General features: G+C 55.6%; 10 protein-coding genes. 6 read left to right on the top strand and 4 right to left on the bottom strand.

All coding sequences use genetic code 11. The features are described from left to right. Positions 1-152: 152 nt before the first annotated feature. The 5 genes from VN114_RS01160 to VN114_RS01140 all read left to right on the top strand — a co-directional run bounded on the left by VN114_RS01160 (position 153) and on the right by VN114_RS01140 (position 7726). On the top strand, positions 153-1295 hold the full coding sequence (locus tag VN114_RS01160; RefSeq protein WP_325511138.1) for an ABC transporter substrate-binding protein: 1143 nt from the start codon (positions 153-155) through the stop codon (positions 1293-1295). Positions 1296-1446: 151 nt separating this feature from the next. Then, complete coding sequence (locus VN114_RS01155) at positions 1447-3150, top strand: NADH-ubiquinone oxidoreductase-F iron-sulfur binding region domain-containing protein (protein ID WP_325511136.1); 1704 nt, start codon at positions 1447-1449, stop codon at positions 3148-3150. 25 nt (positions 3151-3175) lie between these two features. Next, the gene (gene fdhF / locus VN114_RS01150) at positions 3176-6016 is read left to right on the top strand and encodes a formate dehydrogenase subunit alpha (protein ID WP_325511135.1); all 2841 of its coding nucleotides are present in this window, start codon (positions 3176-3178) and stop codon (positions 6014-6016) included. A 160-nt stretch (positions 6017-6176) separates the two neighbouring features. Then, positions 6177-7025 carry a formate dehydrogenase accessory sulfurtransferase FdhD gene (locus VN114_RS01145; RefSeq protein ID WP_414694177.1) on the top strand — a complete coding sequence of 283 codons (849 nt, stop codon included), beginning with the start codon at positions 6177-6179 and terminating at the stop codon, positions 7023-7025. Positions 7026-7390: 365 nt separating this feature from the next. Beyond that, positions 7391-7726, top strand: a complete 336-nt coding sequence (locus tag VN114_RS01140) for a hypothetical protein (RefSeq protein ID WP_325511132.1) — start codon at positions 7391-7393, stop codon at positions 7724-7726. A gap of 152 nt (positions 7727-7878) precedes the next feature. Here VN114_RS01140 and VN114_RS01135 read toward each other — a convergent pair whose 3' ends face one another. Genes VN114_RS01135 through VN114_RS01120 form a run of 4 tightly spaced genes read right to left on the bottom strand, consistent with a single transcriptional unit; the run spans position 7879 to position 12154 of the window. After that, a complete protein-coding gene (locus VN114_RS01135; protein ID WP_325511130.1) occupies positions 7879-9018 on the bottom strand; it encodes a UbiH/UbiF/VisC/COQ6 family ubiquinone biosynthesis hydroxylase in 1140 nt (379 codons plus the stop codon). A gap of 17 nt (positions 9019-9035) precedes the next feature. Then, positions 9036-10370, bottom strand: coding sequence for an aminopeptidase P N-terminal domain-containing protein (locus tag VN114_RS01130; protein ID WP_325511128.1), 1335 nt, complete (start codon positions 10368-10370; stop codon positions 9036-9038). Beyond that, positions 10367-11083, bottom strand: a complete 717-nt coding sequence (gene murU / locus VN114_RS01125) for an N-acetylmuramate alpha-1-phosphate uridylyltransferase MurU (RefSeq protein ID WP_325511126.1) — start codon at positions 11081-11083, stop codon at positions 10367-10369. The genes VN114_RS01130 and murU overlap by 4 nt, the downstream gene beginning before the upstream one ends. Positions 11084-11116: 33 nt before the next feature. Beyond that, positions 11117-12154, bottom strand: coding sequence for an aminoglycoside phosphotransferase family protein (locus VN114_RS01120; protein ID WP_325511124.1), 1038 nt, complete (start codon positions 12152-12154; stop codon positions 11117-11119). Positions 12155-12253: 99 nt separating this feature from the next. On the opposite strand from VN114_RS01120, the gene VN114_RS01115 reads away from it, so the two are divergent. Beyond that, positions 12254-14503: an LPS-assembly protein LptD gene (locus tag VN114_RS01115; RefSeq protein WP_325511122.1), complete on the top strand. Its 2250-nt coding sequence runs from the start codon at positions 12254-12256 to the stop codon at positions 14501-14503. Positions 14504-14508: the final 5 nt, after the last annotated feature.

The following is a 14508-nucleotide window of genomic DNA, read 5'->3' as shown; positions in this document are numbered from 1 at the left end:
TGAAGGCCAATTTGATATATGCACGCGAGATCATGTGAAAAAATTGACCTCGGTCAATGTGAGTGGGTGACGCCGTCGATAAGATACGCGCACCTGAAAAGGCCAAAGTTATGCTAAAAAAAGCATATATACGGCTTCCTGGAGGGGAGACAATGAAAAAAAGCACGTTGCGATGTTTGTCGGTGCTGGCCATGTTGGCCGGTGTCTCGCAGTTGGCGGTAGCTGAAGATGGCGTAACGGAATCCACCGTTCTGATTGGACAGACGATCGGTGTAACGGGGACGCTAGCCGGAACCGTCAAGGAAATGAATGAAGGCGCGCGTGCCTATCTGGCGGCGGTCAACAAGCAGGGCGGCGTCAATGGACGCAAGATTGAATTACGCACGCTGGATGATCAGTATCTGCCCGAGAAATCGGCCGCAAATGCCAAGGCGCTGATAGAGAAGGACCGGGTTTTTGCATTGTTTCAGAGTCGCGGCACGCCGCAGACCCTGGCAATCCTTCCGGAGCTGAACGCGCACAAGGTGCCATTGATTGCACCGAGCACAGGAGCAGAAAGCCTGCATGTGCCGGTAAACCGGTTGGTTTTCAATGTCCGGGCGAAGTATCAGGATGAAGTGATCAAGGCGATTGAACACTTCAACACGCTGGGCATGAAAAGCATCGGTTTGTTGACGTACGAGAAGGACGACGCACTCGGACTCGACGGGTTGAACGGTTTCAACAAGGGCATGGCGGAGTTTCGACTGAAGCCGGCTTTTATTGAAATCTTCCCGCGGTTGAAGCCGAATGTGGATGGGGTTGCACAGAAGCTGGTTTCGGAGGCGCCGGACGCACTGATTATCGTGAGTTCAGGTGCAAATACAGTGGACGTGATCAAGGCGATTCGCGCGCGGGGCGGCAGGATGCAGATCATGACCCTGTCGAACAATTCGTCGAAGGATTTCATCCAGGATTTGGGTGCGGATGCAGCGGGTGTCGTGGTATCGCAGATCACCCCGCCACCAAATCTGTCGACGACGATCCTGGGACAGGAATTCCAGGCGGCGGCGAAGGCGACGAATGCAACAGTGTCTTATGCCGGCATGGAAGGTTATCTGTCTGCAAAAGTAATGGTGGAAGGATTGCGACGCGCCGGTCGCAATTTGACGCGCGACAGTCTGGTGCGCGCAATGGAAACAATGCAGCGTGTGGACATGGGCGGAGTGTCGCTCAGTTATAGCGAGAAAGACCACACAGGCAGCAATTTTGTCGAGCTGACATTGATAGGCAAGGATGGTCGTTACGTGCGCTGAACCTGATTGCAATCAGCGCATAAACGAAGATATCGGTAGTACCGGATGGTGGCGGCAACAGGAATTCAATGTTTGCCGGTTGTAGCAAAGCATGAAAATGGTATTGAGGAGCAGATGCTCTTCAAGTTTGTACGCTGATTTAGGAACAATCATGAACCACAAAGTCATTCCAATTGCAGTGCAGGAAATTGTCAACACGAAGGAGCGCAAACGGCAGGCACCGAAAGGTCGTCGCGTTGATCCGGTTGCACTGGAAGAAGTGCAGGCATTGCTGGGCGAAGAGTCGCGTCAGCCGGATCTGCTGATCGAACACCTGCACAAGATTCAGGACAAGTTCGGTCATTTGTCTTCTGCGCATCTGGCAGCACTGGCCAAGGAAATGCGTCTGGCTCAGACTGAAGTTTATGAAGTTGCCAGCTTCTACCACCACTTCGATATCGTCAAGGAAGGCGATACGGCACCGCAGGCATTGACCGTTCGCGTTTGCGACGGCTTGTCGTGCGAAATGGCCGGCGCAAAAGATCTGCTGGCCAAGCTGCCAAAAATTCTCGGCAAGGAAGTACGCGTGATCGCGGCACCTTGCGTGGGCCGCTGCGAACAGGCACCGGTTGCCGTCGTTCACCAGAACCCGATTATTCATGCGACGACGGAAGCAGTGGAAGCCGCCGTCGGCAACAACCAGCTGACACAGCCAGCGGGTGAAATCGTCGATTTCGCTGAATATCAAAAAGCGGATGGCTACGCACTGCTGAAGCAATGCGTCAGCGGCGAACGTGACGTCGAATCCGTCATCAAGACGATGGAAGATTCCGGTTTGCGCGGCCTGGGCGGCGCAGGTTTCCCGTCGGGCCGCAAGTGGCGCATCGTGCGTAATGAAAAAGGCCCGCGTCTGATGGCGGTCAACATCGACGAAGGCGAGCCAGGTACGTTCAAGGATCGCGTCTATCTGGAAAAGGATCCGCACCGATTCCTCGAAGGCATGTTGATCGCTGCGTGGGCGGTCGATATCCAGACCATCTATATTTATCTGCGTGACGAATACCACGGCTGCCGTGCCATGCTGGAAGCGGAGGTCGCGAAGCTGAAAGCCAATCCGCCGATTCCAAACATGCCGGAAATTTTCCTGCGTCGCGGCGCTGGTGCGTACATCTGCGGTGAAGAATCCGCAATGATCGAGTCGATCGAAGGCAAGCGCGGCATGCCGCGTCTGCGTCCACCTTATGTGGCGCAAGTCGGTTTGTTCGGTCGTCCGACGCTGGAACACAACTTCGAAACGTTGTACTGGGTGCGCGATATTCTGGAAAAAGGCGGTGCGTGGTTTACATCGCACGGTCGTAACGGCCGCAAGGGTTTGCGTTCGTATTCCGTGTCCGGTCGCGTGAAGAATCCAGGCGTCAAGCTGGCACCAGCCGGCGTCACGATCCAGGAACTGATCGACGAATTCTGCGGCGGCATGCTGGATGGCCAGAAGTTCTACGGCTATCTGCCGGGTGGCGCTTCGGGCGGTATTCTGCCTGCATCGATGAACAACATTCCGCTCGACTTCGACACGTTGCAACCGTATGGCTGCTTCATCGGTTCGGCGGCAGTCATCGTGTTGTCCGACAAGGACACCGCGGTGCAGGCAGCACGTAACATGATGGAATTCTTCAAGCACGAGTCGTGCGGTCAATGCACACCGTGCCGCGTCGGTACTGCGAAGACGTCTGCACTGATCAAGGAAGCAAAGTGGGACACCGGCTTGCTGGAAGAATTGTCGCAAGTCATGCGCGACGCTTCGATCTGCGGTCTGGGTCAGGCGGCGCCGAATCCGGTCGACTGTGTCGTCAAGTATTTCCCGCATGAGTTGGCTTAACGCCACGGAATAAGGTGAAGAGAAAATGAACGCAATTACCCGAAACGAAATGGCACAGCTGGATGTGCCGACCGTAACCTTCGAATTGAACGGCCGCGAAGTAACCGGTCGCGCGACGGATACGATTCTGACGATTGCCAAGCGTGAAGGCATCGAGATTCCACATCTGTGCTACAAGGACGGCATGGACACCGCCGGCAACTGCCGCGCATGTGTGGTGGAAATCAACGGCGAGCGCGTCCTCGCGCCGTCGTGCTGCCGCAATCCGGTCAACGGCATGAAGGTCAATACCGAAAGCGATCGCTCGATTGCAGCGCAGAAAATGGTGCTGGAACTGCTGTCGTCCGATATGCCTGAAGCCGATTACACCCGTCACAACGAAGTCGACGAGTGGGCTGCCAAGATGAAAGTGGGCAAGCCACGTTTTGCTCCACGCGACCGCGTTGCTCCTGACTTCTCGCACCCTGCAATGAGCGTCAATCTTGATGCATGTATCCAATGCACGCGTTGCGTGCGCGCATGCCGCGACGAACAGGTCAATGACGTGATCGGTCTCGCATTCCGCGGTGATCACGCGAAGATCGTGTTCGACATGGATGACCCGATGGGTGCATCGACTTGCGTCGCCTGCGGCGAATGCGTCCAGGCATGCCCGACCGGTGCTCTGATGCCGGCACGCGATGTCGCAATGAACGTTCCGGACAAACAGGTTTCGTCCGTTTGCCCATACTGCGGCGTCGGTTGCCAACTGACCTACAACGTCAAGGACAACAAGATTCTGTACGTCGAGGGTCGCGATGGTCCTGCCAACCACGCACGTCTGTGCGTCAAGGGCCGTTACGGTTTCGACTATGCAAACCACCCGCACCGTCTGACCAAGCCGCTGATTCGTCGTGCCGATGCACCGAAGAATGGCGACTTCGTGATGGATCCGGATCGTGTGATGGAAGTGTTCCGTGAAGCGACCTGGGAAGAAGCACTCGAAGTCGCCGCAGGCAACTTCGTCAAGATTCGCGACACGCACGGCAAGAAAGCGCTGGCGGGTTTCGGCTCCGCAAAAGGCAGCAACGAAGAAGCCTACTTGTTCCAGAAACTGGTTCGTACCGGTTTCGGCAGCAATAACGTCGATCACTGCACGCGCTTGTGCCACGCATCGTCGGTTGTCGCGTTGCTGGAAGGTATCGGTTCCGGTGCGGTGTCCAATCCGGTGATGGACGTCACCAAGGCAGAAGTTGTCATCGTCATTGGTGCCAACCCGACCGTCAACCATCCGGTTGCTGCAACCTGGATCAAGAACGCGGTTCGTAACGGCACCAAGCTGATCGTCTGCGATCCACGTCGTTCGGAAATGTCGCGTATCGCTCACCGCTTCATGCAGTTCAAGGCAGATACCGACGTCGCAATGCTGAATGCAATGATGAACGTCATCGTGACCGAAAATCTGGTCGACAAGGACTTTATCGAAAGCCGCACCATTGGTTACGAAGAACTGCGCAAGAACGTCGAAGGCTACACGCCTGAACTGATGGCGCCGATCTGCGGCATCGATGCAGAAACGCTGCGCTACGTTGCGCGTCTGTATGCAACGTCGAAAGGCTCGATGATCCTGTGGGGCATGGGCGTTTCGCAACACGTTCACGGTACCGACAATGCACGCTGCCTGATCGCACTGGCGCTGATGACCGGTCAGATCGGTCGTCCTGGTACCGGCTTGCATCCGCTGCGTGGTCAGAACAACGTGCAGGGTGCATCCGATGCAGGCCTGATCCCGATGGTCTATCCGGATTACCAGCCGGTCAACGATGAGAAGATCCGCGCAACGTTCGCGAAGGCATGGAACATGCCGGTCGAGCAGCTCGATCCGAATCCGGGTTTGACCGTGGTCGAAATCATGCATGCGATCACCGACGGCAAGATTCGTGGTCTGTACGTTCAGGGTGAGAACCCTGCGATGTCGGATCCGGATGCGAACCATGCACGTGAAGCACTGGCAGCGCTGGACCACCTCGTCGTGCAGGACATCTTCCTGACCGAAACCGCCTATCTGGCCGACGTGATTCTGCCGGCCAGCGCGTTCCCTGAAAAAACCGGTACGTTCACCAACACCGACCGTATCGTGCAGATGGGCCGCCAAGCTATCAATCCGCCGGGCGAAGCCAAGCAGGATCTGTGGATCATCCAGCAAATGGGTCAGCGTCTAGGCTGCGACTGGAACTACACGCACGTCTCCGAAGTGTTCGATGAAATGCGTCACACGATGCCAAGCATCGCCGGCATTACGTGGGATCGTCTGGAACGTGAAGATGCAGTCACCTATCCATGCCTGAAGGAAGGCGATCCAGGTGATCCTGTCGTGTTCGTTGACGAGTTCCCGCGTGAATCCGGTCGTGCACGCTTTGTGCCGGCGGACATCATTCCTGCGAACGAGCGTCCTGACACCGAGTTCCCGATGGTCCTGATCACCGGACGTCAACTGGAACACTGGCATACCGGCAGTATGACGCGTCGTGCGACGGTGCTCGATTCGATCGAACCGGATCCAATCGCACTGATCCATCCATTGGATCTGGTTGCAATGGGCGGCAAGCCGGGCGATCTGATCACGCTGGAATCGCGTCGCGGTCAGGTTACGCTGTATGCACGTGCCGATGACAGTTCGCCGCGCGGTGCTGTTTTCGTACCGTTCTGCTACTACGAAGCGGCAATTAACCGGCTGACGAATGCAGCGCTGGATCCGTTCGGCAAAATTCCGGAATTCAAGTACTGCGCAATTCGCATCACGCTTGGCGGTACGCCTCCGGTACAAAGCAGTTACGGTGGCGGTCAGGCACTGGTCAATCTGACCAGCAGCATGGCAGCGCAGTAATCGCTGAGAACGGTAACAGGTAGTTCGCCGTAAAAAAACCGGCACTGGCTCTCGCAGTCAGTGCCGGTTTCTTCATTCAGAAGCATTGCATGGCGTTTGTTCATTGCAATGGCATGGCATGTACGAGTATCTTTCTTGTCTGTCCTCTCACATCATTCCCATGAGTATCAACCGTCCGACCTTGTCCAATGCCGTCCGCAAACTGACCCATGACGTCGAAGTCATGGATGAGCGCGGCCGCGTATCGATCGTAGCGATCCCGGCCGAGCAACCATTGACGATCTATTTGGACAAGCGCGAGCTGGTGACGCTGATGACACTGGGCGGTGCACCGGAAGCATTGACGCTCGGTTACCTGCGTAACCAGCGGTTCGTCAGGAACATCGAAGACATCCTGTCGGTTCAGGTGGATTGGGATGTCGACGCCGCCGTCGTTGTGACGCGCAATGGTGTCGATAATATCGACGAGCGGACGACGAAGCGTACGGTCACGACCGGCAGCGGCGAGGGAACTGTATTCGGCGGATTGATGGATGAAGTCGATTCCATCACGTTGTCGCCGGATGCGCGTTTGCGTCAATCCACGTTGTACAAAGTCATCGAAACCGTACGGACGCATCGTTCCGTGTACAAGCAGGCGGGCTCGGTGCATGGCTGTGCGTTGTTCTCGGCGGACGGCGAGTTGATTCATTTTGCCGAAGACGTCGGCAGGCATAACGCGGTCGATGCGATCGCAGGCAAGATGTGGTTTGACGACACGCGCGGCGATGACAAGATTTTTTACACGACCGGACGCCTGACTTCCGAGATGGTGATGAAAGGCGCGCAGATGGGCATTCCATTCCTGTTATCCCGCTCTGGCGCAACACAGATGGGACACATGATGGCGGAACGTCTGAAAATGTCTCTCATCGCGCGTTGCAGTGGCAGGCATTTCCTGTTGTTGAGCGGTGCCGACCGTGTCGTGTTTGATGATGCATCGCCGACAGAAGAGACGTTATCGACGTAACCGTCGATCTCCATTTTTTCAGAAATCCTCTTGTGTGGTGAAACAACGTCGCCGAAAAAAAGCGATTCGTGATGATGCAAATTACCGACATCGCATAAAGAAAGGCATCGTGCATCCGGACGAAACGCGAACGTTCGTTGTCGCCCATTATTTGAATGTTCCCGTAAGTGCATGTAAACAAAGGATTTTATTGTCCCTTCTCTTAAAGTGTCCTGCTTATTACATAAAGTATAGGTAATGATGGTTATTAAATACTTTAACTATACGTAATAATTTAAACGGCATACGATGCACCTGAAGTCTGCAAAAGATGCGCGGGCTGTTTCTGCAAATGACAGATGCACACACTATAGAAGGAGAGTGCAATGATCAATTCCGCACTTGAGCAATGCCCGATTCGCGATGCCGTCGAATGTCACCTCGCTGCCTACAACGCAGCTTTCTATGAGCTTGGCCTGAGCTGGCACTGGGACGATGAAGTTTTCCATACGCTGCAGAGTCTGGATAGCGAGCGTGATCGCATCAAGAAATACATGGAAACGCATCAGTCGCACCTGTTGAAAGTCTATGACGCGGATTTTCTGATCGATGCGATTCAAACCACGAAGGCGCGTTGTTTTGAAACGATGACCGAAGGTGGCGCAAAGAAAGCGGCGAACGTGAATTGGGCCGAATTTCAGCGCGCGGAAGTCGGCGTTTGATGCGTGTAATACAGACGTTGCTCGGTGTGAATGCAGTTTGTATTCATGTAGTTTGAACGATGAATAACAGTTCCTGAGTCGACTGTTCGCACGATCAATAAAAAATCCGCCTGAGTGGCGGATTTTTTATTGGCTAATGTCGATTGCGCAAGTCAGTGTCGTCGCCCGAACATCATCTGTTCCGCCAGCAAACGTTTGGCAGGACGAATGCCGTCCGCCAAGCCCAGAGACAGCCCGAGCAACGCTTGGGAAAGCGTTCCTGCCGGCGAACTGGCGAATACCCTCGCCATGATATCGGTCAGGTGAATTGTAACGTTGCGATCAAGCCGCCGCTGAGCTGCAAATTCCTGCAACGCCGAGACATCCATTTTTCGGAATAACGTCCTGGCCAGCATCACCGCATCACGCAGTCCCAGATTGAGGCCTTGTCCGGCGACCGGATGCAGCGTCTGTGCGGCATTGCCAATTGCAATCGTGCGTTGCGAAACGGCGGGTTGCGCATTCAATCCCAGAGGAAACGCGTTGCGCGGCGTGCATGCGGAAAATCTGCCGAGTCGCGTACCAAATGCCTTGTTCAGGGCGACAAGAAACTGCGCATCCTGACATGCCATCAAGCGGGACGCAGTGTCGGGATGCACACACCAGACCAACGCATAACCTTCATCCTGGGGCAACAAGGCCAGCGGGCCTTCATCCGTAAATCGTTCGAAGGCGCGATGCGCAATCGGTTCGCTTGTCCTGACGTGCGCGACGATGGCAGTTTGGGCGTAATCGCGATGCACAGATTTCCTGCCCTGTTCGGAAAACACACCGCCTTCTGCCTGCACCACGATAGCGGCGTGAAGATCGGCACGATTGCTGAAACGAACGTTGGCTTCATCAGTATTTTCTTCCACGGCAATGATGGATACCGGTCGGATCAGTGAAATATCCAGCGCAGCAGCCTGCTTGTTGAGCGCAGAAACGATGTCGCCATAGCGTGTGACGTAACCCAGTGCCGGCAATTCGTAATTGGCGCGATCGATCAATGTACGTCCGAAATGGCCGCGACGCGAGACATGGATGTCGTGAATGGAAGTCGCTGCAATCGGCCATGCGCCGACGGACTCCAGAAGCTGTCGACTGCCGTACGACAATGCAATTGAGCGCGGATCGCGCGCGCTTTGTTCGACGGTCTTTGCATCGATGACCGCGATGCGATTTGCCGGTACGCCATGTTTGACAAGTGAAACGGCCAGCGTCAATCCGACAGGACCGGCGCCGCAGATGGCGACGTCGAAGTCAATGTGCATGGCTTGCCCGGTTTCCATCAGTGCTTCATCAGCGCTTCGATATCGGCCACAGTCTTGGGGGCGGCTTCGCTAAGGATATGTGCGTCCCCTTCCGTCACCAGCGCATCGTCTTCGATGCGAATACCGATGTTCCAGTATTGTTCCGGCACGCCTTCGGCGGGGCGAACGTAAATGCCGGGCTCGACCGTCAATATCATGCCGGGCTGCAGCGTGCGCCAAGGTCGTTCGGTGCCATTCAGGTAGGCATCGCGATAATCGCCGACGTCGTGCACGTCCATGCCGAGCCAGTGGCCGGTACGGTGCATGTAGAACTGGCTGTAGGCGCGTGTTTCAATCGCATCGTCGAGTGAACCGACCTTGTTCTTGTCGAGCAGTCCGGTATCGAGCATGCCTTGCGTGAGCACACTGACAGCGGCATCGTGACCGTCCATGAAGCGCTTGCCGGGACGTGTTTCCTTGATTGCAGCTATTTGCGATGCGAGCACGATTTCGTACAGTTCTTTTTGCGGGCCGGAGAATTTTCCGTTGGCAGGAAAAGTGCGCGTGATGTCGGATGCGTAACTGTCGAGTTCGCAGCCGGCATCGATCAGAACGAGGTCGCCGTCTTTCAGTTCCGCGTCGCTGGCGCGATAGTGCAGCACGCAGGCGTTTGCGCCGGTGGCGACGATCGAACCATAGGCCGGGTATTGCGAGCCGTTCGTGCGGAATTCGTGCAGGATTTCCGCTTCCAGATGATATTCGCGCAGGCCGGGTTTTGCGGTTCGCATGGCGCGACGATGGGCGCTTGCTGCAATGTCGGCCGAACGTTGCATGATGTCGATTTCGGTCGCGTCTTTTTTCAGACGCATTTCATCCAGCAGCACTTGGACGTCATAGGCGGAGGCTGGCGGTACAACGCCGGCACGCGCTTGGGCCCGCACGCTCTGCAGCCAGCGCTGTACCTGCGCATCGAGCTTGTCGTTGCTGCCGAGTGCGTAAAACAATGCAGGCGCATTTTCCATCAATTTCGGCAGCTCGGTATCCAGTGCCGCGATCGGATAGGCGGCGTCGAAGCCGAAGTGGGCACGTGCGGTGTCGGGGCCGTAGCGAAAACCATCCCAGATTTCGCGCTCCATGTTTTTCTCGCGGCAGAACAGGATGCTTTGATTGCCGTTCTCACCGCAGACCAGCACGATGACGGCTTCCGGTTCGGTGAAGCCGGACAGGTAGTAAAAATAGCTGTCGTGTCGATACGGATAATCGGCGTCGCGGTTGCGCATGACTTCCGGCGCGGTCGGGATGATGGCGATGCCGCCGCCCTTGGCCTGCATTTGCTGCAGTAGCGACGTGCGTCGATCGGCATAGGTTTTCATCTTGGTTTCCCTGTCAGTGGTGCATTCAGTTCATCCAGTCGCAGCGGCGTGCCGACATCGGCCCAGTCGCCGCGATAGAGTTCTCCGCCAACCTGGCCACGCGCTGCATATTCGCGCAGCAACGTTGCCAGTTTGGCCGGTTCCCCGGCAGTAATGGCGTCGAACATCGACGGCCGATACACGCCGATGCCGGAAAATGTGTAGCGCGGTTCGCCTTCATTGGCGATGGAAAAACTGTTCAGCGCGAAATCCCCTTTCGGATTGTGCGCCGGATTCTTCACGAGATACAGCCATGCCACATCGCGCCGGTCGGCGGGATGCGGATTGCCCCACACGTCATTGTCCTCCAGCGCGCTTTTTGCCTGTTCAAAATCGAAATGCGGGCAATAGATGTCGGCTGCCAGGGCGAGGAAAGGTTCGTCGCCGAGCAAATGACGCGCCTTGGCGATGCCGCCGGCGGTTTCCAGCGCGGTTCTCTCGGGCGAATAGGTAATGCGCGCGCCGAACTGTTCACCGTTGCCCAATGCTTCTTCGATCATGTTGCCGAGATGCGCGTGGTTGATGACGATGTCATCGATGCCGACGCGTACCAGGTTCAGGATGTGCCAGACGATCAAAGGGCGACCGCGCACTTTCAGCAGAGGCTTGGGACAACTGTCGGTCAGCGGACGCATTCTTTCGCCGCGTCCGGCGGCAAGGATCATTGCTTTCATTCTTGCCGCGATGTTTGTGTGGAGGAGGGCATGTCAGAACGTATAGCCGACCTGCGGCGCCTTGTCTTCCAGTTCGTCGAGCAGCTTGACCAGCGGCGCGAGTTCCTTGTAACGGTGCGCGACCTTGCGCGTGTATTCCATGACGAGCGGAATGTCTTTCAGATAGCCGTCCTTGCCGTCGCGGTGATAAAGCCGCGCGAAGATGCCAAGCACTTTCAAATGGCGCTGCAGGCCCATGAATTCGAAATCGCGATAGAACGAATCGATATCCGGATTGACCGGCAGGCCGGCACGCTTGGCGCGTTCCCAGTAGCGGATGGCCCAGTCGAGGACGATTTCTTCGTCCCATTGCACATAGGCATCACGGAGGAGCGAGACAAGATCGTAGGTGATCGGTCCGTAGACGGCATCCTGGAAATCGAGAATGCCGGGATTGCCTTCGGACAGCACCATCAGATTGCGCGAATGATAGTCGCGGTGCACATACACCTGCGGTTGCGCCAGGTTGTTGGAGAGCAGCAGGTCGAACATCTTGTTCAATGTCGCTGTCTGTTTTTCCGTCATTGTCAGGCCCAGATGCCTGCCGACATACCATTCAGGAAAAAGCATCAATTCACGCAGCAGCAGCGCGCGGTCGTATTCGGGCAGGACAGCCGGTTTACTGTGGACCTGCATCAACACCAGCGCGTCGATTGCATCGATATACAGCTTGTGCGCGTTGTCGGGCGTCAGCAGCTGCAGATAAGTGGTCGACCCCAGATCAGACAGCAGCAGAAAACCGCGTTCCACATCCTGCGCCAAAATGGCGGGGACGGACACCCCGGTTTCGGCCAGGACGCCGGCAACATGGATGAAAGGGCGCACATCTTCCTGCGGCGGCGGGGCGTCCATGGCGATATAGCTGGCATTATCCGCGCCGTCGATCCGGAAATAACGGCGGAAACTTGCATCGGCGGAAGCCGGTCTCAGCGAGGCTGGTTTCAGTTGCGGGTTTGGCAGCGATGACAGCCAGTTTTGCAGTTCTGTCAGGCGGGCGTCGTCGGTGGAATCGGGGCGGGTGGATAAAGACATGAGGGGAGCGGGTAATCCGGTTTGTAGACAGTGAGTTCCCATATAATAAGGGATTCAATTCGAAAAATCGCCAGAGATGGTACCCAAAAACTTATTTTCATGACCTGGCTTTTTTCACTTTTTCCCTCACGACGTTCCCTGATGGTGGTCACTGCGGTGGCAGCGACGGCCTTCGCGCTGCCGGCGGCCGCACAATCGGCAACGCAGAAAACTGCGGACGACCAGGCGGAAACGGACGTCAGTGCGGAGCAAATGACAGGTCGTCCCGACCGGGAAATTGTTCTTGAGCGCGATGTGGAAATCGTGCGTGGCGGGACGACGGTGAATTCAGATCATGCGACCTACTGGATCGAGGAAGACGAGGTCGAGGCCAACGGTAACGTGCGCATGACACGATTTGGCGATCGTTATACCGGCGACAAGATGCGCTTCAAGATGGATTCGGGGCAGGGATATGTCACGAATCCGACTTATCACATGAAAGCAAACAATGCGCACGGCACGGCCGATCGCATTGATTTTGAATCGCAGGATCGCGCGATCGTCAGCAGCGGGACCTACAGCACATGTGAAGGACCGGATCCTGATTGGTATTTGAAATCGAACACCATGTCCTTCGACAAAGGGACGGATACCGGAACGGCGAATTCTGCGGTCATTTATTTCAAGGACGTACCTATTGTCGGTACACCGTACATCACGTTTCCGCTTTCCGATGCGCGTAAGTCGGGATTTCTGGCGCCAAGCATCGGCTCGAGCAGCCGGGGCGGCTTGGAGGTCATGGCGCCGTATTATTTCAATATCGCACCGAATCGCGACTTCACCTTGTCACCGCGATATATCGCTCGTAGAGGCTTGTTGCTCGGCGGCGACGCGCGCTATCTGGATAACGATTATTCGGGTGAAACCAGGTTCGAATATTTGTCGAATGACAGAGAGACGCAAACGGACCGTTATTCGATTGCATCGTTACACCAGCAGCGTTTAAGTCCACAAGCATCGTTTGGATGGAATCTTAATTCGGCATCGGATGACGATTATCCGAGCGATTTTTCGCAAAATCTGGCAACAAGTACGGAACGACTGTTGTTACGCGATCTTTATTTTAATTATTCGGGAAGTTTCTGGACGGCGACCGCACGCGCTTCCAATTACCAAGTGCTGCAGGATCCTGATGCGCCCATCACCCGTCCGTACGATCGCCTTCCACAATTAACTTGGCGAGGTAATCAATACGACGTAGGTGGATTTGACTGGGCTACTACTGTCCAGGCCACCAATTTCCAGCATCCTGATTATGTGCGTGGCGATCGCTTCGTTATCAATCCATCCATTTCGTATCCGATCATACGTCCCAGCTATTTCATTACGCCCAAGGTGTCGTTGACTGCCGCCAGTTACAACCTGGAAAACACCGGCGCGCAGTTCAACAATGGCATCGCATACGACACGAACCCTGGCTATACGTTGCCGACATTTTCGTTGGACAGTGGTCTGGTTTTTGAGCGTGAGGCCAGTTTATTCGGCAACAGCATGACGCAGACGCTGGAGCCACGACTGTTTTATGTGAAGACCCCATATCGCGATCAGAGCCGTACGCCGATCTTCGATACGGGCGAAGCCGATCTGAGTTTTGCCCAGATATTCAGTGAAAATCGTTTCGTCGGTTACGACCGGATCAGTGATGCCGACCAGCTGACAGCCGCTGTGGTATCTCGCTATATCGAACCGGACGGCGCTGAACGCTTGCGCGTCGCTTTGGGGCAGCGGTTCTATTTCGAGGACCAGCGCGTGACGCTTCCAGGGCAAGTTAGCAGCAACGATACAAAATCCGATTTGCTGGCGTCGGTGGCGGTTCGTTTTTCCGACGAGTTCAGCACGGAAGCGACTGTGCAATATAGTGCGACCCAGAAGGATGTCACGCGTGCCAACTATACGGCTAGCTGGCGGCCGGAACCGAAAAAAGTATTGAATCTGAGTTATCGCATCGACGTTCCGAACGAGCTGCGCCAGATTGACGTATCCGGACAATGGCCGATTGCAGATCGCTGGTACGGTGTGGCACGTGTCAATTATTCGCTGGATAACAATTATGCCGAGCGTAATACGACGCCGTTGAATGTGCCGCCGGCGAATGGATTGTCCGAGGGGCTGCTTGGCCTTGAATACAAAGCCGATTGCTGGATTTTCCGTATCGTCGCACAACGCATCCCGACATCCACCGGTGAATCCAATTCCAGCCTGTTCTTCCAGCTGGAACTGAGCGGACTGACCAAGCTTGGCTCTGATCCATTATCGGCACTACGAACCAGTATCCCCGGCTATCAAGCCATCACTCAATCCGACTGACTACC

This window comes from Oxalicibacterium sp., from assembly GCF_035565035.1.
Classification (GTDB): Bacteria; Pseudomonadota; Gammaproteobacteria; order Burkholderiales; family Burkholderiaceae_D; genus Oxalicibacterium.
Note: the sequence above shows the minus strand (reverse complement) of the source record. Positions and strands in the feature narration are given on the sequence as shown.